This window comes from Hydrogenophaga palleronii (assembly GCF_031457455.1).
GTDB lineage: Bacteria > Pseudomonadota > Gammaproteobacteria > Burkholderiales > Burkholderiaceae_C > Hydrogenophaga > Hydrogenophaga palleronii_A.
On record NZ_JAVDWU010000005.1, the window covers coordinates 131,151 to 150,000 of the forward strand.

Here is an 18,850-nt window from a genome sequence, read left to right on the forward strand (position 1 = left end):
GAAGAGTCATGGCCTATGACTATCGGCCTCATAAATTGCATTGATGCGTCATGGACTTCACACGCGGGCGCATGCGGTTTAAAAAAGAGGCCTCTCATTTTGGTGGGGCATTCTTCCAGGAGGTTGACGCATGGGATCGATCGTGGAGCGCGCTTTGCTGCCGTGGGCGCAACGGGTGAAGACGCGGGTGAATCTGCCGGTTCGCCTGCGCTGGGGTGAGACGGGTGATTCGTCGCTCACGCTGGGTGATTTCGAGGAACCCCAGGTCGACATCCGCGTGCGCGACACGGCGGCGCTGCCATTGCTCATCAATCCCGGGCTCGATACCCTGGGCCAGGCCTATGTGGAGGGCATGGTGGATGTTGACGGTTCCTTGGCCGACATTCTGGCGGTGGCCCACCGGCTGGCAGAAACCGCCGAGCCGGAGGGCGGGCTGCTGGGCCGCATTCGCCGGCGTTTTTCCCACTCCAAGGAAAGCGACAGCCAGGCCATCCAGTACCACTACGACGTGTCTAACGATTTTTACGCGCAGTGGCTGGGTGAGAGCATGGTGTATTCCTGCGGGTATTTCGAAAATGGTGACGAGACCCTTGACCAGGCGCAACTGAAGAAGATCGATCACATCCTGCGAAAGATCCGTTTGCAGCCAGGGCAACGCCTGCTCGATATCGGCTGTGGTTGGGGCGGTCTGGTGATCCGTGCCGCGCAGCATTTCGGTGCGCACTGCGTGGGCATCACGCTGTCAAAGAACCAGTTCGATCTGGCGCACGAACGGGTCAGGGCTGCTGGCCTTGAAGACCGCATCGACATCCGGTTGCAGGACTACCGTGATGTGAGTGACCAACCCTTCGACCGCATCACCAGCGTGGGCATGTTCGAGCACGTGGGGCTCAACTACCTGACCAACTATTTTGCGCAGGTGCGAAAGCTGCTCAAGCCAGACGGCTGGGCCATGAACCACGGCATCACCAGCACCGATGCACACGACGGTGAAACGCGCCACGGTGGCGGAAGCTTCATTGACCGCTATGTGTTTCCCCAAGGCGAGCTGCCGCACATTGGCACCGTGCTGCGCACCTTGCAGGAAGGCGGGCTCGAGGCCTTCGATGTGGAGAACCTGCGCCGCCACTACCAGCGCACCACCCAGTTGTGGAGCGACGCTTTCGAGGCCAACACCCAGCGCATCAAACCGCTGGTGGACGAAAGGCGCTGGCGCATCTGGCGCGTGTACCTGGCGGGCTGCGCCTGGGCTTTTGCACACGACGAGGTGTCCATTTACCAGGTGTTGTGCCGGCCGGCCGGCCAGTTGGCTGACGAGCTGCCCTGGTCGCGGCGCTGGATGTACGAGGGCTGAAGGGCTTTGCCGATGCGCCTCAGTCGCTAAAGCCCAGCACCACCCGCCGCGTGGTGGCCGACTTCTTTTCGATTTTGGTCACCACCACCCCCCCAATCTCGGCGGTGTTGGCCACGTGCGTGCCGCCGCAGGGCTGAAGGTCGATCTGGGTGGCCTGGCCGATGCGCACCGTTCGCACGGACCCGCTGCCGCGGGGCGGCGAGACACTCATGCTCTTGACCAGATCGGGCTGTGCGTCGAGTTCGGCGTCGCTGATGGTGCCGATGGTCACGGGCAGGCTGGCAGTGACCAGGGCGGCAATGCCCTCGGTCAGGGCATCCTTGTCCAGGGGATCGGTGAGCACCAGATCGAGCCGAGCGGCATCGGCCGTGATGGAGCAACCGTTCACGGGCACCGGCACCAGATGGCACAGCAGGTGGGTGGTGGTGTGAAAACGCATCAGCCGGTGCCGCCGGGCCCAGTCGATGCGTGCGATGACTTCGACCCCGGGCTGCAGGTGGGCCAGCGCATCGTTCTGGCCCGCCAGGGGCACATGCCAGATGTCCGCAGTGGGGTGACCTTCGCTGTCCTTGGCCTTGCGCGTGTCGGCGATGGCGATCTCCGTGCCGTCGCCCAGCACCAGCGCCCCGGTGTCGCCCGCCTGCCCGCCCCCCAGGGGGTAGAACACGGTGCGGTCGAGCACGACGCCGTGTTCGGTGACCGCCACCACCTGGGCGGTGCAATGCTGAAGATAGGCGTCCTGGCGAAAGAGATCCTGGGTCATGGGCGGATCATAGCCAGCGGCGCCTGAGCCTGACGCGAACCTCACTCGGGTTCGATGCCGGCGGCCTTGATCACGCGGCCCCATTTGTCGGTTTCGGCGGCCTGGAACTTGCCCAGTTCTTCTGGCGAGGTGGGAAATGCCACGCCACCGCTGTTGTCAAAGAACTGGCGCACGGCCGGGCTCTTCAGGGCCTGATGCAGCAAGGCATTGAGACGCTGCACCACGGGGGCCGGCGTGCCGGCGGGCACGTAGGCGGCAAACCAGTAGCCCATGTCGTAGCCCTTCACACCCGCCTCATCAATGGTGGGCACATCGGGCAACACCGGCATGCGTTGCGCAGAGGTCACGCCCAGGGCGCGCAGCTTGTTGGCCTTGACCTGCGGCACGCCGGTGGAAGCATCGGTGAACATCATCTGGATCTGCCCGCCCAGCAGGTCGGTGATGCCCAGCGGGTTGCTGCGGTAGGGCACGTGCAGAAATTGCACGCCGGCCATCTGCTGGAACAGCTCACCGGCCACCCGGCTGGACGAACTGCCGCTGCCGAACGACAGCTTGCCGGGCGCCTGGCGCGCCGCGTCCAGCAGCTCCACCACATTGGTGTAGGGCGCATCGCTGCGCACCACCAGCACCTGACCACCCTTGCCCAGACCGGTCACCGGTACAAAGTCCTTCACCGGGTCGTAGGAGAGCTTTTTGTAGAGGTGGGTGTTGGCCGCGTGGGTGGTGTTGGTGGTGATGAGCACGGTGTAGCCATCGGCCGGGGCGCGGGCGGCAAACTGCGCAGCGATCATGCCGCTGGCGCCGGCGCGGTTGTCCGCCACCACGGGTTGCCCGGTCTGTTCGGTGATGGACTGACCCAGCGCGCGGGCCAGAGAGTCCGTGGCACTGGCCGCCGCAAAGGGCACCACGAAGTTGATGGGCTTGTCGGGGTAGTTGGCCTGGGCCCAGGCGGGGCCACTCAGCGCGAGCGAGGCCAGGGCAGCGAGAACAAGGCGGCGTTGAGGATGGGGCATGAGAGTCTCCGTTGTGGTTGTGGAAAGAGCGGTGAGGGGAGCCGATAGGGAACGGGCTATTTGGCAGGCCGTCTCAGCAATGGCTGAAGCGCGGCGGGCACCGAAATGGGCAGGTCCATCAGCCAGTACGACAGCGCCTTGCCGTGGCTGTCGAGGTTGAGCGAATCATTGACGCCGCCATCGAGTGCGTCGTCGAGCACCAGGTTCAGCGCGCGCAGTTGCGGCAGTTCGAAACGCTGGACGCGGGAGGGCTGGCGGTGGGAAAACCGCCGCGCCACGCTGTCGGCTGTGACCTGTTCAAGCAGCAACGGGTACAGCGCGGGCTCCCAGGCGATCACGCTGATGTTGGAGCGGTTGCCCTTGTCCCCGGTGCGGCCATGGGCCAACTGCCAGAGTGGCACGGTGAGATGGGTAGAGGGAGTTGTCATGTCAGTGCCGCCCGGCCGCCCGAAGGCACTGACGCGCCCCCTCGGGGGGCAGTGAACGAAGTGAGCGTGGGGGTGGTTGTCATGTCAGTTCAAAGCGCACGGGCACCGCATCGCGCGGCAGCAGGGCTGGCAAGGTTCCCAGCGTGGGACGAAGCGCGGTGCGCACGCCGCCACCGCCCGCCGGGCCGCAGGTGTAGAGGGCCGTGACCTCGCGCAGCAGGCGCTGCGCGGTGGCGCGGTGTTCGTGGCGCAGGGCCAGGCGCAGGCGCACATCCAGCGCATCGCCGGGGGCTTGACCGGCCACCCATCGGCCATGGTCGTCGGCCAGCACACTGCTGACACCGATCAGGTCCATGCGAATCGGTGCCACGCCAGCCAGTCGCTCGCGCACCACTTGTGCCGCCAGACGGGCGCGCGCCTCGGCGCGCGGGCCGGCGTAGGAGATTTCACCTTCGGCCAGCCAGCCGCTTTCAAAACACACATTGACCTTGAGCGTGTCCGGGCGCCCGTGGCCGCGCACGCCGCTCAGGCGCACGCGGTCGCCACCCAGGTCGTCCAGCCGGGCCTGTGAGATGTCGGCCACCACGTCGGGCGTGAGGTAGGCTGCGGGATCGTGCACCTCGTACAGCAGTTGTTCCGTGACCGTGTGGCGGTTGACCACGCCGCCGGTGCCTGGTGGTTTGCCGACGGTGCAACTGCCGTCGGCTTCCAGGTCGGCAATGGGGTAGCCGAGGTGGGCGAGACCGGGCACATCCTTCAAGCCGGGGTCGGCGAAATAGCCACCCGTGACCTGGGCGCCGCATTCCAGCAGGTGACCGGCCATGGTGGCGCCGGCGATCCGGTCCCAGTCGTCGAGTGCCCAGCCGAAATGGGCCATTGCCGGACCCAGGGCGAGCGCGGGATCGGCCACGCGACCTGCGATCACGATGTCGGCACCGGCGCGCAAGGCATCGGCGATGGCCGCAGCACCGATGTAGGCATTGGCACTGACCACAGGCCGGTCGCGCAAGGCGTCCCCGACCTGGCTCGTCAGCGCATCGCGCCAGGCTTGCCCGGACACATCGTCCCCCTCAATGACGGCGATACGCGGGCGAGGCAGACCCAGTTCCTGCGCCAATGCCTGAATGCGCCGCGCGGCGGCTCGGGGGTTGGCCGCACCCATGTTGCTGACGATGCGCACACCGTGCTGCAGGCAGCGGGACAGCACGGGGGTGAGCAGCTCATCCAGCAAGGGCTCGAAGCCCTGTTCAGGATCGGCGCGGCGTGCCAGCTGAGCCAGCGCCAGCGTCCGTTCGGCCAGTGTCTCGAAAATCAGGCAGGCCGCCGTGCCGCCACGGATCAATTCGTCAACCACCGGGCCAGCCGCGTCGGTTCGGTCGCCCGAGAAGCCGGCGGCGCAGCCGATGCGGAGGATGTCTGTAGAAGCCATGGCTGCCACTGTAGGCAGCGGTTCATGATCTGTGAAATAGAAAAAAAAGATATATTCATCTGTCATGCCGATCAATCTGTCCACCCGCGAACTGCGCGCCTTCGTGTCGCTGGCCGAGCAACGCAACTTCACCCGTGCCGCTGCCCAGTGCCATCTGTCGCAGCCAGCGTTCTCGGCTTTGATCGGCGGGCTCGAGCAAGGATTGGGGGCGCGCCTGTTTCATCGCACCACGCGTCACGTGGAACTCACCGCGGAAGGTGCCGCCTTTCTGGGCGCAGCAGAAAACCTGCTGCGCGATGCCGAGGCCGCTGCAGAAGACGTACGCGACCATGTGGCGCGGCGACGCGGCAGAGCTTCTGTGGCAGTGCTGCCGTCACTGGCAGCGGGGTGGCTGCCACCTTTGCTGGCCACGTTTCACCGCGACCATCCCGCCATTGAGCTGGACGTGGCCGACGTGCTGTCGGAACAGTGCATTGAACGCGTGCGCAACGGCCAGGCCGACTTCGCGCTCGCATCCACGCGTCTGGACGCCCCCGAGCTGCGGACCGAAGGTTTCTGCACCGACGACTTTCATGTGGTGTTCCCGGTCGGACACGCGCTGGACCGGGGCACCCGGGCGGTGCCGCTGAAGGCGCTGGCGAGCTTTCCCTTCATTCAGCTGGCAAGGTCCAGCAGCGTGCGCCAGTACCTGGATGCCGCCATTTACCCGGCTCGCCTGCGCACCTTGCTGGAGCTGGACCAGCTCAGCACGGTGGCCGGCATGGTCGCGCAGGGGCTGGGCATCACCGTGGTACCGGCGCTCACCTTGTTCCACTTCCAGAGTGAGCGCCTGCACACGCGCCGCGTGCGCGCTGAGGGTCTCACACGCCAGGTGTTTCTGGTGCGCCGCGCAGACCGGACGCTGTCTTCAGCGGCGCAGGCGCTGTACGAGCGTGTCATGCTGCACCGCCCGCGTTGAACGGTCACCCGTCTGCTCGGCCCCCCGTACCTTCAATGCCTCGTAAGATGACGTCCATGAGCCGCCCCGTCCGTTTCTGGTCTGATCTCACCACCGCCGAATTCAGCGCCCTGGACAAGTCGCGCGCCATTGCCGTGTTGCCCGTGGCCGCGATCGAGCAGCACGGACCGCACCTGCCGCTGTCGGTCGACACCGACATCGTCAACGGCGTGATTGCGGCGGCCCTGCCGCACCTGGACGAAGACCTGCCCGCGCTCTTCCTTCCCACCCAGGCCGTGGGCTTTTCACCGGAACACACGCGGTTTGGCGGCACGCTCACCCTCAAGGCAGACACCGTGCTGCGCCTGTGGACCGAGATCGCCGAGTGCGTGGCCGCCAGCGGCGTGAAGAAGCTGGTGCTGTTCAACGCACACGGCGGGCAGGTGGGCCTGCTGGACGTGGTCGCGCGCGACCTGCGGGCCAGGCTGGGCATGCTGGTCTACAGCGTGAACTGGTTCCACCTGCCGCTGATGGATGAGCAGGGCAAGGACGTGAATGCCCAGTTCAGCGCCGAAGAGCACCGTTTTGGCATCCATGGCGGCGAAATCGAAACCTCCCTCCTGTTGGCGCTGTCGCCAGAGCGGGTACACATGGACCACGCCAGCTATTTCCGCTCGGCCTCACAGGAGCGTTCCCCGGATTTCCCCATCCTGGGCAACGGCAAGACCGCCAAACTGGCCTGGCAGATGCAGGACTACAACGCCGATGGCGCTGTAGGCAATGCCAGCGCCGCCACGGCCGCCAAGGGCCAGGCCGTGCTGCAGGCGGCAGGCCGATCACTGGCCCAACTGCTGGCAGAAATCGACCGCCTGCCGCCAGACACGCTTACACACCGAACCGCATTCGAGTGATGGCCTCCCCCCGCGCCGCTTCGCGTCACCCCCCAGGGGGCGATGCGAGTGGCCCGGCAAAGCCGGTTCCACCGCATCACTGGAAGCTCGCGCCCCCGCTTTTGCGAGATGTTTGAGCTGCTGGCACTCCTGAACGTCAAGCCAACGAGGGGAAGCCCATCCAGGGACCCCGAAGATCCGGCTCCGCCGGTCCAAGGGGTCGTCCCCCTCCGGGGGAAGCCGCAAAGCGGCGCAGGGGGGCTAGGCATACGTTATCCAGTCCGCAAAGTCCGGCCCATCAAGGTGGGGCAGGGCGTTGTAGGTCAGCAAGGTGTGCCGCTTCGCTGAGAACTGGAACTCGGTCACCGCACTGTTGCGGATGCGCATGTTCAGGTCGATGGTGCGTTCCGGGCTCAGACCCAGCACATGACCCACTGCGGTGGCAATGGGCCCGCCGCTCGACACGATCAGCACCTTGCGGTCCACATGGTGGGTGCGCACGTGGTCCAGCGCGCTTGTGACGCCTTGCACGAAGGCCTCGTAGCTGGGCATGCCTCTTGGGCTCACCGTACCCGCCATCCACTGGGCCAGGCCGTCGCGCAGCAGGCGGAAGTGTTGGCGGAACAACTCGGGCGCTTCCGCAGCGTGCCGCGGTTTGGCCAGTTCGTGGGGGTAGATGGCGCGGATCACCGCTTCGCTGTCGTACTCGTTCAGGCCGGGCCAGGGCTGGGCGGAGGTGTCCAGCCCGGCACCCTCGGCGATGCCCGCCCAGGTCTGCTCATGGCGCCGGAGGGTGCCGGTGATCACGGCGTCGAATACGACCCCGCGCGCGGCCCAGTAGCGGCCGAGTTGCACGCTCTGCTGCCTGCCGCGCTCACTGAGCTGGTCGTAGTCTTCAGCGCCAAACGAGGCCTGGCCGTGGCGCACGAGGTAGAGGGTTCCCATGACAGGCATTCTGTGACAGGCAATTGTCTGTACTTTGTCTCGGCAGCGACTGTTTCACCCCCTGGGTCGCCCCTGGCAGTCGCCCAGGTGTCTATGGTCTGGTCCGAAGAAATCCAAAGTGTTAGTCGGGCTTTTCTCCGGTTTTTGAGCTGGATGGCTGTGCTTCAATGGCGGGAGTTTCAACAGCCGATACCCTGTGCCCACCCCCTTGTTTGACCTGCCAACCCTGTTGGCCTTGCGGATCGGCGTCGACGCCCTCATCGCCATTGCGTTTTGGGCCCTGATGCGCCGTTACCCTGCCATTGGCGGTCCTGGCTGGTGGTCGGTGTCTGCGCTGGTGTCCATCGTGGGATCGGCCGGCTTGTGGCTGCGCGGCAGCGCGCCCGAGTTTTTCACCGTGAGCATGGCCAACTCTGCACTCACCGCCAGTGCCCTGCTGGCGTGGATGGGCCTGCGCAGTTACCTGCACCTCCCTCGGCCGCCGGGCTGGATCGCCCTGGCGCTGGGGATCTTGCTGGCCTGGCAGACGGTTTTCCTGCTGGTGTGGGATCTGCCCGTGCTGCGCCAGACCTTCTTTGCACTCACGTCGATCGCCATCATCGTGCTTTCCATGCGGGACATTGTCCTGTCCGACCCGCAGCGGCGCGTTCCCGAATTGCAGGCACTGAAATGGCTGTCCGTGCTGGAAGCCAGTGCCCTCGCGAGTTTTCTGGTGGCAACCCCCGTGCTCAAGGTGCCGCTCGACGTTGCGGCCTCCGTCGCCCTGTTCTTCTTTCTGCTCGCGCGCCTGTTGCGCGTCGTGCTCTATGGGTCATTGGTGACCTACCGGCTGCGCCAGGAGGGCGACCGCGCCCGCAAGGACCTGCAGTCGCGCGAGGTCGAGCTGCGCACCCTGGTTGAAAACCTCAGCGCCGGTGTGATCGTGCTGCGGCCCGACCGGACGGTGGTGACGATCAACACCGCTGCCAGGGAGTTTCTGGGCTGGAACGAGGAAACCGCCCGCACCGCCATGATCGAACCCATGGCCCGCGACTGGCGCCTGATGCGGGAAGACGGGCAGTGGATGGTCCGGCATGAAGTGCCGTTCGAGCGCGTGCTGGCCAGTGGCCAGCCCATGAAAAGCGTGGTGATGGGTGTGAAGGCCGGCGCCGACAAGCAGGTTCGCTGGGCGCTGTGCAATGCCTTTCCTGAAAACGACGTGCTGGGTGGCCTGCGCCATGTGGTGTTCACCTTCGTTGACGTCACGTCGCTCAAGGAGGCGCAGGATCAACACCGTGTGCTGGAGCAGCAGCTCTCCCAGTCACAGAAGATGGAAGCGCTGGGCACGCTGGCCGGCGGTGTGGCGCACGATTTCAACAACATTCTGGCGGCCATTCTGGGCAATGCCGACCTGGCCCGACAAGACCTGGAGCCCGGCTCGCTGGCACGGGAAAGCCTGCATGAAATCAGCACCGCAGCCAGACGAGGTCGGGAACTGGTGCGACAGATCCTGGCATTCAGCCGCCAGCAACCCCTGGCGCGCACCTCTCTCGACCTGGGGCACACCGTGGGAGAAACCTGCCGCCTGCTGCGCACGGCCATCACGCCACAGATCGAACTGGTCGTCCAGGCCGGGGGGGTCTTGTTGCCCGTGCGGGCCGACGCCACACAGATCGGCCAGGTGTTGCTGAATCTGGGGACCAATGCCATCTACGCGCTGGAAGGCCGGCCCGGCCGTATCGAATATCGGGTTGAGAACCTCTCAAATGACGACGCCCGCGTGCCACGCGAGCTGTCCAAGGCCTGCCAGGCAGCCGGCGTGGACGTGGTATCGGTCAGCGTCAGTGACAGCGGCTGTGGCATGACGGAGGGCACCCTGAAGCGCATGTACGAGCCATTCTTCACCACCAAAGTGGTCGGGCAGGGCACCGGACTGGGCCTGCCGGTGGTGCTGGGCATCGTGCAGGCGCACGACGGCGTGATCGAGGTCGACAGCCGCCTGGGCGAAGGCACACAATTTCGCCTGTACTTTCCCGCCATGGAGGCCCTGGGCGCCATGAGTGGCGTTCAGCGCGATAAAGTTGGCACCCCGCCGGCATCGCTTGACGGCACAATGCCTCTGGACCTGCCTGTTTCGTCAGGCAGTGCCCTTTCGTCAGCGACACCGAATCCGCCGTCTGTTCAACAGGAGAAATCTGCGATGGCAGAAACCCCGTCAGCCCTTGCCCGCCACATCTTGTACCTCGACGACGACGACACCCTGGTGTTTCTGGTGCGTCGGTTGCTGGAGCGGCGCGGCCACCGGGTGACGGCCTTTACTGACCAGAGAGAGGCCATTGAGGCGGTGCGGCAGCAACCGGATGCCTTCCACCTCATGCTCACCGACTACAACATGCCCGGCATGTCGGGCCTGGATGTGGCGCGCGAGGTGCTGGCATTGAGTCCGGCGCTGCCGGTGGCGGTGGCCTCGGGCTACATCACCGACGAACTGCAGGCCGAGGCCCTGGCCGCCGGCGTGCGCGAGGTGGTCTTCAAGACCGATGCGGTGGAGTCGTTCTGCGAGGTGGTGGCGCGGCTGGCAGGGTAGTTGACATCTCCAGCGCCAAGGGAGCCCATTCCAGGGATGCCGTGGAACCGGCTTTGCAGGCCAGGGATATCGGTCCTTCACCGGATGTCAAGCAGGCGCGGCGGGGGTGTTCATCCCCTGTTCAGGACCTTCGCGAGCACCGTGCTGTCCACGTTACCCCCACACAAGGTGGTGCCCACCACCTGTCCTTCCAGTTGATCGCGCTCCTGCCAGGCCGCTGCAAAACTGGCTGCACCCGCTCCCTCGGCCACGTTGTGGGTGTCGGCGAACAGCATGCGCATGGCCTCGGCCACTTCGTCGTCGGTGACTTTCACGATACGCGCCAGGTTTGGCGCCAGCACCGCCAGCGCTGCCGCATCGGCCACGCGGCAGGCCATGCCGTCGGCCAGTTCGGTGGTCACCGGCGAGGCGATCACCTGACCTGCTGAAATGGAATCGGCATAGGTGGTGGCGTGCGCGCTGACCACACCCACGATCCGAGCCCGATGATTCAATGCCCGCTTGGCCGCGATGGCGGCGCAGGCGCCCGAGCCCTGCCCGATGGGCACGTACACCACGTCCAGCTGCGGCACGGCGCGCATGAACTCCCACCAGTAGGTGGCCACGCCGCGCACCAGGTCGGCATGAAAGCTCGGCACCATGTGGGCCCCGCGCTGTTCGGCCAGTTGCATGGCATGTTCGCGGCTGTCCTGGAAGTCGTCGCCGTGTTCGATCAGCGTCACGCCCAGCGCGCGCATGGCGGCATTCTTCTCGACCGAATTGCCGTGAGGGACGACGATGGTGCAGGCCACGCCGTGCGCGCGCGCCGCCCACCCCATGCTCTGGCCGTGGTTGCCGCGCGTGGCGCTGATCATTTCGCGCGGCAGTGCGCCTCGCTGACGCAGGGCGTCGAAATACGTGAGTCCGCCGCGGATCTTGAACGCCCCCACCGGCGTGTGGTTCTCGTGCTTGACCCAGCATTCCGTGCCCAGGCGCTGGCTCAGCGTGGCCCACCGGTACTGCGGCGTGGCAGCGAAGTCGCGGTAGACGATTTCGGCAGCGGCCTCGATGGAAGCCAGGTCGGGCAGGGTATCGCTCATGTCTGATCCGGGTTCAGCCTGTGGAGGCCAGCGTGACGCGGCCTTTCGGCGTTTGCAATTGCGCCACCAGGGTCGGCGGCTCATCGCTCACCCGCACACCCGCCAGCCCGATCGCCTGCAAGGCATCCCGCAGCTCGCCGGTCCGGGGATGGCTCACCTCGAACGCGGTGAGCGTCAACCCGCTGTCTGGCATCATGCGCGCGGGATGGGTTTCACCCCATTCAATCAGCGTGGGCAAGGCGCCATCGAACAGCCGCTGGCCGTCGTCCCGGACGCTGATGTGCCATTGCAGCAGACCTTGTGGTGTCGGGCGCGAGGCCGGCAGCACCTGCCCACGATCAATGCCCAGCGCCTTCAGCGCCGCAACAGCAGGTTCGATGGCGGGCACGCGCGCCACCCAGTGCACGAGCTGCGGTCCATGGCGTTGGAGTCGCTGGCGCAGGGCGGGGTCGTCCAGGTCGAACCAGCGACGCAGATCGCCCGCCCGCGTGGGCTGCGCCAGCGGGTTGATGGCGATGATCTCCAAATAGACCGGTGGCACGGCATCGCTGTGCAGCTTGAGCAGCCGGTTGTGTGTGCCGAACAGGGCGTGCTCTCCGCCCGGGCGGGGTGTCACGCCGAGTGTGCGCTCACACCAGGCCACGCCAGCTTCAAGGGTGGTGGCTGCCACCACCAGATGGTCGATCTGCGCCGTCACAGCCTGACCTGCCCATCAATGCAGGTGACGGACGCGCCACCGATCCAGATAGTGCCGGTGGCGTCTCGCTCCACATGAACCCGACCCCGGCGCGCCATGGCCGTGCCTTGTGCCGCCACGTAGCGTTCAGGTGCCAGCCCTGCGCCAATCAACCACTGCGCCAGTGCCGCGTTCAGGCTGCCGGTCACGGGGTCTTCGCACAGACCGTTGTTGCCGGGAAAGAAGGCCCGCACCTCGAACTGCGTGTCCTCTTGCTCGCGCGTTCCAGCCACGCCCACTTTTCCTCGCGGGCCCACGACGCCAATGTCCAGTCCGGCCAGCACGGCACCATCGGGCCGAAGGGCCAGCACCTGTTCGGCGCTGCGTAGCAACACGCCGCGCCAGTTCGGCCCGTTGTCACACCAGGCGTGCTCTACGATGTCGCTGCGCGCCACGCCCAGGCCACGCGCAATGAGTTGCACCTCTTCCTCCGGCAACGGCCCGCTCTTGATCAGTGGCGGCGCAGCAAATGCCAGGCGGTTGGCCTCCCGGCGAATTCTCACCAGCCCAACGCCACATTCCTGCACCACGTGCTCGCCACGCGGCGTGCCTCCCGCTGCCAGCCAGGCGTGGCAACTCCCCAGCGTGGGATGGCCGGCGAAAGGCAACTCGCGCCCCGGACAGAAGATGCGCACTCGGTAATCCGCGCCGGCGGCAAGGCCTTCCGCCGTAGGGGGCAACAGAAAGGTGCACTCCGACAGATTGGTCCAGTTGGTGAAGTGCTGCATGGCGTCGGTGGACAGGCCACTGCCGTCCAGCACCACCGCCAGGGGGTTGCCTCGGTAGGGGGTGTCGGTGAACACATCGACTTGCTGGAAAGGGCGCAGGATCATGAAAGGGCTCCGGTCTGTCAGGACAAAGGCAGGTCGAGCACGCCACGGCTCGTGGGCAGGCTCAGCCACCGCGCGTACCAGCGTTCCAGGTTGGGCCAGGCCGGGCGCGCCTGTGGCAGGCCCCACCAGCGATGCACTTCGCAGGCGATGGGAATGTCGGCCATGGTGAGTTCGTCACCGGCCATGCAGGCGTGTTGCGCCAGATGGGCGTCAAGCATCGCAAACAGCGGCTCGGTGGCGGCTATTGACTGCGCAGTCAACGAGGCGTCACGCTGTTCGGCAGGCGTGCGGAACCACTGCACGAAGGCGGGGCTGCCGGCGCGATTGAGCGTGGTTTGCTGCCAGTCCATCCAGCGCTCGGCGTTAAAGCGGCGCTGGAGATCCTGGGGGTAGAGCTTGCCTGTCTTTGCGCAGAGGTAGCGCACGATGGTGTTCGACTCCCACAGCGTGAAGTCACCATCCACCAGCAGTGGCACCAGCCCGTTGGGATTGCGGGCCCGGTAGTCGGGCGAGTCCACCACGCCGTACGCCAGGCCTGCGTCGGTGCGTGGCAACTCCAGCCCGAGCACCTGCGCACACAGCACCACCTTGCGCACATTGATCGAACTCAGCCGGCCCCACAGGTGCAGCATGTCGGTCAGCCCTGGCCTTGCTCACGAATGGCTTGCGCCAGTGCGGCAATCCCTGTGCGGATCTGCTCCTCGCTTGCGGTCACAAAGCTCAGACGCAGCGCGCGCGGGTCCGGATCCGCCGCAAAAAATGCCGCGCCTGGCACAAACGCCACGTTGTGCGCCACCGCGCGGGGCAGCAGCTCCGCCGCATTCATTCCCTCAGGCAGCCGCACCCACAGGAACATGCCACCATCCGGTGAATTCCACTGGACGTCCAGGCCGGCCATCTCGGTTTGCAAGGCGGTCAGCATGGCGCCGCACTGCGCCTTGTACAGGGCACGGATGCCGGGCACATGCCGGTCCAGGAATCCGTCCTTCAACACCTCGGCCACCACGCGCTGGTTGAAGCTGGGGCTGTGCAAGTCAGCCGCCTGCTTGGCCTGCAGCAGTTTGGGCATGATGGCCTTGGGCGCGACCATGAAGCCCAGCCGCAGACCAGGTGCCAGCACCTTCGAAAACGAACCCAGGTAGATGCAACCCTCGGGGTTGCGTGCGGTCAGGGGCGGTGGCGGTGGATGGTCGAACCACAGATCACCGTAGGGGTTGTCTTCCACCAGGGGCAGACCGATGGCCGCCGCGCGCTCCACCAGGGCGGCACGACGAGCCTCGCTCATGCTGCGACCGGTGGGGTTCTGGAAGTTGGGCAGCACGTAGAAAAATCGTGCGCCTTCAATTGCGCCGTCTGTGGGGGCAGCCTGCCTTTCAAGGTCGTCCACATCCACGCCTTCGGCATCGCTGGACACACCCACAATCTGTGGCTCCATGGGGGTGAAGGCCTGCAAGGCGCCCAGGTAGGTGGGGGTCTCCACCAGCACGCGGCTGCCTTCATCGATCAATACCTTGGCGACCAGGTCCAGGCCCTGCTGGCTGCCGGTGGTGATCAGCACCTGGTCGGGTGACACGTCCCAGGGCAGGCTGGCCGCCACCCATTCACACAGCGGCCGGTAACCTTCGCTGGCGGCGTATTGCAGCGACGCTCGCGCGCTGTCGGCACCGCCACCACGCAGCACCTGGTCACAGGCCTTCGCAAAGGCATCAATGGGGAAGGTCTGCGGCGACGGCAGGCCACCCGCGAAACTGATGATCCCGGGTTTTTCTGTGACCTTCAGGATCTCGCGGATCACCGAGGGGTTCATCTTGTGGGCCCGGCGGGCCAGGGTCCAGGTCATGCGTGCTCTCCTCCATGCGGGCCGTAGAAAACGACCCAAGTTGCAAAGTCTTGGCTGAATTCTTCAAATCGGTGCTCGACGCCCGCCGGAACAAAGCGCACATCGCCCGCTCTCAAGGCGTGTTCTTCGTTGGCGATGAGCAGGCGCGCACGACCATGCTGGACCAGGTACAGCTCGTCCTGGGCGTGGGGCTGTTGCACGTCTCGACCAAGCCCGGATGCCGCCGGCACAAACAGTTCAACCCGCATGGATCCGTGTGCCAGTGCCGTCACAAATGGCTGGCCGTTGGGGTAGGTCCCATCAACCGGACCAGGCAGTTGCGCCAGCAGCCTGTGCAGATCTGAGGCCATGCGGCTCGGGTGGCGAGGTTCAGAGGGTCGCCGGATGGGCATGGTGCTGAGGGTGGTCATGCAGGTTCTCCGCTGTTCATCGCTGCAAGCCGCTGGGTGCAATGGCGTAGCGCTTGCCCGTGAAGACGGTGGCGACCACGGCCAGGGCAAAGCCCAGCGTCATCATGTCGAGCGGCTCACCCAGCAGCGGCACCGCCGCGAGGATGCTGATGAACGGCTGCAGCAATTGCGTCTGACTCACCCGCAGGGCGCCGCCCATGGCCAGGCCCCGGAACCAGGCAAAAAAGCCTGCCCACATGGAGAACACCCCGACGTACAGCAGAGCCATCCATGCCGAAGCTGCGACGGCGTGCGTTGGCCAGGTGAGCCAGGTGCCTGGCACAGTGATGGGCAATGCCATCACGCATACCCAGCAAATCACCCGTTCCGCTCCCAGCGTCGCAGTGACCTGTGCGCCGTACACATAGCCCAGTGAAGCCGCAATCACTGCGCCCACCAGCAACAAGTCCGCCCAGGCCCATCCGAAGCCGCCGGTCTGGTGGTAGGCGCGCACCAGTGAGTACGCCACCACCAGGAGGCTGCCCAGGACCGCAAAGACCCAGAAGCCCAACCGTGCGCGTTGGTGCAGCAACCAGGCTGCGGCCGCTGCGGTGGCCAGGGGAAGCAGGGCAATGACGACGGCCGCATGGCTCGCGCTCACATGCCTCAGCGCCGAACCCAGCAGCAGCGGAAAACCAATCACATTGCCCAGTAAGGCCATGGTCAGGGGCTTGCGCTGCGCAGGTGTGGGCCATGGTGAACGTGTCAGCAGCAGATAGACCACCGACAACGCACCCGCCAGCGCCGCGCGCCCCCAAGTCACGAACCACGGTGAGAGTTGGGGATGTTCGGCGCTGCCGGTGGCCAGTCGTGTCATGGGCAGGGTGAGGGCAAACACGAACACCCCCAGCAGACCCAGCCACAGCCCCATGGTCTCGCGCCGTGTCGTGTTCCGGGGCGTGAGCAGGCGGGCAGCTTGCGTGGCGCTTTTCATGGGGCACCTCCGGTCGACATCGACGGCGTCATGCCTGTTCCGCTGGCCAGCATCCATAGGGCGGTCAACCCCAGTGCCAGCGCCATCAAGCGGTTGAACGCCTGGAGGCGGCGTCCGGTGGCCACGCCATCTTCGAAAGGGCCTGCCAGCCAGTGCCTCAACAGCGAGCCGGCGCTGGCGTAGGCCAGATTGCTGAAGAAAGCGAATCCCAGCATCAAGGGAAACACCAGTGCAAAGCGCATCACGGCATCCGGCTGCCCGGCGATCCAGCCCGCCGTGATGGACAGTGCCAGCATCCAGGCCTTGATGTTCAGGAACTGCAGCATCACGCCCTGGGCGAACGTCACGTTCAGCCGGGCCTGATCCACATCGCTCAGCCGCTTGCTGCCCGCCAGCCGCCACGCCAGCCACAGGAGGTAGCCCACGCCACCCCACAGAATCGCCCAGTGCAAGGCTGGCCAGGCCACCACCATCGAACCCAGGCCTCCTGCGCAAAGTGCCAGGAGAAGGCCCCAGCCCACAGGCACTGCAAACACGAATCGCAGCGACCGGCGCAGGCCGAGGTTGGCTGCCAGGGCTGTGGACAACGTGGTGTTGGGGCCTGGGGTGAAACTCGTGGCCGTCGCGAGCACCAGCAGTGCGCTGAATTCGGCGCCCGTCATTGACGCCCACCTGTGTCAACGCCACGTCGGATGTCAACCTGGCGGGGTGTCGACACACGCATGTGGATTCGAGAGGGGGCTTGCTGGAACATGGTCGCTACTCTATCCTTTGTATCCATACACAGGCCATACAGATGGGTGGTTCAGAAACCGAATCTGTGTGGCTGTTTTCGACCATACAGATCATGACCACCGAACCGCCACTCGATCACGATACCTTGCCCACCCTGCGGCCGCAGAAGCTCTCGCGAACCGCCGCCCAGACGTTGACCGAGCAATTGGCCGAGCGTTTTGCAGGCCGAATCCGCAGCCGCCTGCTTGCGCCTGGTGCGCGCCTTCCAAGCGTCCGCCAGTGTGCCGCCCAGCACGGTCTGAACCCTTCCACCGTCGTTTCAGCGTACGACTTGCTGCTGGCGCAAGGCCTGGTGGAAGCCCGGCGCAACCGCGGCTACTTTGTTCGCGAGCGTGCTCCTGCAAGAACACGCGGTGACGATGGCGAAGCCGCCACCGTGGAACGTCCGATTCGCTCTGCAGGAGAAGACAGTCACCGCATGGCCGCTCCCATCAATGCCGCCGCGCTGATCCGCGGCATGTTTCATCCTTCGGGTGAACGGCCGCAGCCGGGCATGGGTGTGTTCCCTCCAGACTGGCTAGAGGGCACATTCATGGCGGCGGCGGTGCGGCGGGTGTCGGGCGCCAAGGCATTGGCCGACAGTTCGCTTCGTTATGGCGAACCCTTGGGCGACAGTCACCTGCGTCGGGTGCTCGCAGGCCGACTGCAAGGCATTGGCCTGCCCGTCGAGCCCAGCCAGATAATCACCACGGTGGGGGCCACTCACGCGCTGGATGTGGTCAGCCGCACCCTGCTCAAACCCGGCGATGCCGTGATGGTGGAAGAGCCCGGCTGGGCGGTGGAGTTTGCGCGGTTGGGCGCATTGGGCATGCGCATCCTGCCGGTGCCGCGTGGTCCGTCGGGGCCCGACTTGGCCGTGATGGCCCGCTACTGCGAAGCCCACGCGCCCAAACTGTTCGTGAGCGTGAGTGTGTTGCACAACCCCACCGGCTACTGCCTCTCGCCCACCAGTGCCCATCGCGTGCTGCAACTGGCCCAGCAACACGATTTCTGTGTGGTGGAAGACGATACCTACAGCCACATCGCGCCGGAGCACGCTACCCGCATGAGCGTGCTGGACGGCCTGCAGCGCACCATTTACGTGAGCGGCTTTGCCAAGATCCTTGCGCCGAACTGGCGGGTGGGCTACATGGCCGCCCCGACCGCCTGGGTGGAGCGCCTGCTGGATACCAAGTTGCTGAGTACCTTGACCACGCCCAGTCTGCTGGAACGGGCGTTGGCGCACTGCATTGAACAGGGCCAGTTGCGCAGACACGCCGAACGCATCCGCATCAGGCTCGATGCGGCGCGCCATCGCAGTGTCAAACTGGCGCTGGCCGCTGGCTGCCAGCTCAAGGCGGAGCCTTCCGGACTGTTCGGTTGGGTGGACACCGGGGTAGACACCGATGCGCTGTCCCAACGCATGCTCGACGAGGGCTACCTGATCGCGCCCGGGGCCCTGTTTCACGCAGCCCGAGCGCCCAGCACCCTCATGCGCATCAACTTCACCACAACCCAGGACGCTACGTTCTGGCGGGTTTTCAGTCGCTTGACTGCTGATCGTTGAGCCAAGCGAAGATCAGGCGCTGCAAAGCGACTCCATGCGTTCCATCGCAGCGAGCCAAGCCTCTTCGATTTCGGCGTGACGCGCACCCAGTTGCGCCGCACGGGCCGGATCACTGGCGTAGAGGGCACCACTTTCCAGCGCCTTGCTGATTTCGGTCTGTTCCGCTTCCAACTCTGCAATCTTGGCCGGCAGGCTTTCCAGTTCCCGCTGTTCCTTGTACGAGAGCTTCTTGCGCGCGGTCGGGGTCGCTGCGGCAGGTGAGGCGACCGCTGCGGCCGGCGCTGCTTTCGAAGCAGGCGCGACAGCCGCGACG

General features: G+C 65.7%; 19 protein-coding genes (1 of these 19 running past the window's edge). 5 read left to right on the plus strand and 14 right to left on the minus strand.

What is annotated here, in order from left to right; genetic code table 11:
- The first annotated feature begins 130 nt into the window (after positions 1-130).
- On the plus strand, positions 131-1,354 hold the full coding sequence (locus J2W49_RS13230; RefSeq protein ID WP_310316677.1) for a cyclopropane-fatty-acyl-phospholipid synthase family protein: 1,224 nt from the start codon (positions 131-133) through the stop codon (positions 1,352-1,354).
- A gap of 19 nt (positions 1,355-1,373) precedes the next feature.
- Here J2W49_RS13230 and J2W49_RS13235 read toward each other — a convergent pair whose 3' ends face one another.
- The 4 genes from J2W49_RS13235 to J2W49_RS13250 all read right to left on the minus strand — a co-directional run bounded on the left by J2W49_RS13235 (position 1,374) and on the right by J2W49_RS13250 (position 4,987).
- Positions 1,374-2,117, minus strand: a complete 744-nt coding sequence (locus tag J2W49_RS13235) for an alanyl-tRNA editing protein (protein WP_310316680.1) — start codon at positions 2,115-2,117, stop codon at positions 1,374-1,376.
- Between the two features lie 41 nt (positions 2,118-2,158).
- Positions 2,159-3,130 carry a Bug family tripartite tricarboxylate transporter substrate binding protein gene (locus J2W49_RS13240; RefSeq protein WP_310316683.1) on the minus strand — a complete coding sequence of 324 codons (972 nt, stop codon included), beginning with the start codon at positions 3,128-3,130 and terminating at the stop codon, positions 2,159-2,161.
- Between the two features lie 56 nt (positions 3,131-3,186).
- Positions 3,187-3,558, minus strand: coding sequence for an AtuA-related protein (locus J2W49_RS13245; protein ID WP_310316686.1), 372 nt, complete (start codon positions 3,556-3,558; stop codon positions 3,187-3,189).
- A 79-nt stretch (positions 3,559-3,637) separates the two neighbouring features.
- On the minus strand, positions 3,638-4,987 hold the full coding sequence (locus tag J2W49_RS13250; RefSeq protein ID WP_310316690.1) for an acyclic terpene utilization AtuA family protein: 1,350 nt from the start codon (positions 4,985-4,987) through the stop codon (positions 3,638-3,640).
- 64 nt (positions 4,988-5,051) lie between these two features.
- On the opposite strand from J2W49_RS13250, the gene J2W49_RS13255 reads away from it, so the two are divergent.
- Together J2W49_RS13255 and J2W49_RS13260 are read left to right on the plus strand one after the other, a co-directional pair.
- A complete protein-coding gene (locus tag J2W49_RS13255; protein ID WP_310316693.1) occupies positions 5,052-5,945 on the plus strand; it encodes a LysR family transcriptional regulator in 894 nt (297 codons plus the stop codon).
- A 56-nt stretch (positions 5,946-6,001) separates the two neighbouring features.
- Positions 6,002-6,835, plus strand: coding sequence for a creatininase family protein (locus J2W49_RS13260; RefSeq protein WP_405001022.1), 834 nt, complete (start codon positions 6,002-6,004; stop codon positions 6,833-6,835).
- A 240-nt stretch (positions 6,836-7,075) separates the two neighbouring features.
- On the opposite strand, the gene J2W49_RS13265 is transcribed toward J2W49_RS13260, so the two are convergent.
- On the minus strand, positions 7,076-7,759 hold the full coding sequence (locus tag J2W49_RS13265; RefSeq protein WP_310316696.1) for a histidine phosphatase family protein: 684 nt from the start codon (positions 7,757-7,759) through the stop codon (positions 7,076-7,078).
- A gap of 196 nt (positions 7,760-7,955) precedes the next feature.
- Here J2W49_RS13265 and J2W49_RS13270 point away from each other — a divergent pair, with 196 nt between their 5' ends.
- Positions 7,956-10,325 carry a hybrid sensor histidine kinase/response regulator gene (locus tag J2W49_RS13270; RefSeq protein WP_310316698.1) on the plus strand — a complete coding sequence of 790 codons (2,370 nt, stop codon included), beginning with the start codon at positions 7,956-7,958 and terminating at the stop codon, positions 10,323-10,325.
- Between the two features lie 110 nt (positions 10,326-10,435).
- On the opposite strand, the gene J2W49_RS13275 is transcribed toward J2W49_RS13270, so the two are convergent.
- The 8 genes from J2W49_RS13275 to J2W49_RS13310 are packed head-to-tail and all read right to left on the minus strand — an operon-like array spanning position 10,436 to position 16,858.
- Positions 10,436-11,404 carry a threonine dehydratase gene (locus tag J2W49_RS13275; protein WP_310316701.1) on the minus strand — a complete coding sequence of 323 codons (969 nt, stop codon included), beginning with the start codon at positions 11,402-11,404 and terminating at the stop codon, positions 10,436-10,438.
- A 13-nt stretch (positions 11,405-11,417) separates the two neighbouring features.
- Positions 11,418-12,101: a VOC family protein gene (locus J2W49_RS13280; RefSeq protein WP_310316704.1), complete on the minus strand. Its 684-nt coding sequence runs from the start codon at positions 12,099-12,101 to the stop codon at positions 11,418-11,420.
- Positions 12,098-12,973, minus strand: a complete 876-nt coding sequence (locus J2W49_RS13285) for a PhzF family phenazine biosynthesis protein (protein ID WP_310316707.1) — start codon at positions 12,971-12,973, stop codon at positions 12,098-12,100. The genes J2W49_RS13280 and J2W49_RS13285 overlap by 4 nt, the downstream gene beginning before the upstream one ends.
- A 17-nt stretch (positions 12,974-12,990) precedes the next feature.
- Positions 12,991-13,605 carry a glutathione S-transferase family protein gene (locus J2W49_RS13290; protein ID WP_310316710.1) on the minus strand — a complete coding sequence of 205 codons (615 nt, stop codon included), beginning with the start codon at positions 13,603-13,605 and terminating at the stop codon, positions 12,991-12,993.
- A 5-nt stretch (positions 13,606-13,610) separates the two neighbouring features.
- A complete protein-coding gene (locus J2W49_RS13295; protein ID WP_310316713.1) occupies positions 13,611-14,813 on the minus strand; it encodes an aminotransferase-like domain-containing protein in 1,203 nt (400 codons plus the stop codon).
- The gene (locus J2W49_RS13300; protein WP_310316716.1) at positions 14,810-15,223 is read right to left on the minus strand and encodes a cupin domain-containing protein; all 414 of its coding nucleotides are present in this window, start codon (positions 15,221-15,223) and stop codon (positions 14,810-14,812) included. Before J2W49_RS13300 ends, J2W49_RS13295 begins: the two co-directional genes overlap by 4 nt.
- Before the next feature lie 16 nt (positions 15,224-15,239).
- Positions 15,240-16,196, minus strand: a complete 957-nt coding sequence (locus J2W49_RS13305; RefSeq protein ID WP_310316719.1) for a DMT family transporter — start codon at positions 16,194-16,196, stop codon at positions 15,240-15,242.
- Positions 16,193-16,858, minus strand: a complete 666-nt coding sequence (locus J2W49_RS13310) for a LysE family translocator (protein ID WP_310316722.1) — start codon at positions 16,856-16,858, stop codon at positions 16,193-16,195. Before J2W49_RS13310 ends, J2W49_RS13305 begins: the two co-directional genes overlap by 4 nt.
- A gap of 185 nt (positions 16,859-17,043) precedes the next feature.
- On the opposite strand from J2W49_RS13310, the gene J2W49_RS13315 reads away from it, so the two are divergent.
- Complete coding sequence (locus J2W49_RS13315; RefSeq protein WP_310316725.1) at positions 17,044-18,537, plus strand: aminotransferase-like domain-containing protein; 1,494 nt, start codon at positions 17,044-17,046, stop codon at positions 18,535-18,537.
- Between the two features lie 12 nt (positions 18,538-18,549).
- Here the strand turns inward: J2W49_RS13315 and J2W49_RS13320 are convergent, their stop codons facing one another.
- Positions 18,550-18,850 carry the 3' portion of an ABC-F family ATP-binding cassette domain-containing protein gene (locus J2W49_RS13320; RefSeq protein WP_310316728.1) on the minus strand. The gene runs 1,607 nt beyond the window's last position, so 301 of the gene's 1,908 nt are visible here — the last part of the coding sequence; its start codon lies off the right edge, out of view; it ends in the stop codon at positions 18,550-18,552.

What these genes read in the sequence shown, in the direction of transcription:
- J2W49_RS13305 (WP_310316719.1), bottom strand. Translation starts at nt 16,196, where the DNA reads ATGAAAAGCGCCACGCAAGCTGCCCGCCTGCTCACGCCCCGGAACACG.
- J2W49_RS13290 (WP_310316710.1), bottom strand. Translation starts at nt 13,605, where the DNA reads ATGCTGCACCTGTGGGGCCGGCTGAGTTCGATCAATGTGCGCAAGGTG.
- J2W49_RS13300 (WP_310316716.1), bottom strand. Translation starts at nt 15,223, where the DNA reads ATGACCACCCTCAGCACCATGCCCATCCGGCGACCCTCTGAACCTCGC.
- J2W49_RS13285 (WP_310316707.1), bottom strand. Translation starts at nt 12,973, where the DNA reads ATGATCCTGCGCCCTTTCCAGCAAGTCGATGTGTTCACCGACACCCCC.
- J2W49_RS13235 (WP_310316680.1), bottom strand. Translation starts at nt 2,117, where the DNA reads ATGACCCAGGATCTCTTTCGCCAGGACGCCTATCTTCAGCATTGCACC.
- J2W49_RS13240 (WP_310316683.1), bottom strand. Translation starts at nt 3,130, where the DNA reads ATGCCCCATCCTCAACGCCGCCTTGTTCTCGCTGCCCTGGCCTCGCTC.
- J2W49_RS13315 (WP_310316725.1), top strand. Translation starts at nt 17,044, where the DNA reads ATGACCACCGAACCGCCACTCGATCACGATACCTTGCCCACCCTGCGG.
- J2W49_RS13310 (WP_310316722.1), bottom strand. Translation starts at nt 16,858, where the DNA reads ATGACGGGCGCCGAATTCAGCGCACTGCTGGTGCTCGCGACGGCCACG.
- J2W49_RS13230 (WP_310316677.1), top strand. Translation starts at nt 131, where the DNA reads ATGGGATCGATCGTGGAGCGCGCTTTGCTGCCGTGGGCGCAACGGGTG.
- J2W49_RS13265 (WP_310316696.1), bottom strand. Translation starts at nt 7,759, where the DNA reads ATGGGAACCCTCTACCTCGTGCGCCACGGCCAGGCCTCGTTTGGCGCT.
- J2W49_RS13245 (WP_310316686.1), bottom strand. Translation starts at nt 3,558, where the DNA reads ATGACAACTCCCTCTACCCATCTCACCGTGCCACTCTGGCAGTTGGCC.
- J2W49_RS13295 (WP_310316713.1), bottom strand. Translation starts at nt 14,813, where the DNA reads ATGACCTGGACCCTGGCCCGCCGGGCCCACAAGATGAACCCCTCGGTG.
- J2W49_RS13260 (WP_405001022.1), top strand. Translation starts at nt 6,002, where the DNA reads ATGAGCCGCCCCGTCCGTTTCTGGTCTGATCTCACCACCGCCGAATTC.
- J2W49_RS13275 (WP_310316701.1), bottom strand. Translation starts at nt 11,404, where the DNA reads ATGAGCGATACCCTGCCCGACCTGGCTTCCATCGAGGCCGCTGCCGAA.
- J2W49_RS13250 (WP_310316690.1), bottom strand. Translation starts at nt 4,987, where the DNA reads ATGGCTTCTACAGACATCCTCCGCATCGGCTGCGCCGCCGGCTTCTCG.
- J2W49_RS13255 (WP_310316693.1), top strand. Translation starts at nt 5,052, where the DNA reads ATGCCGATCAATCTGTCCACCCGCGAACTGCGCGCCTTCGTGTCGCTG.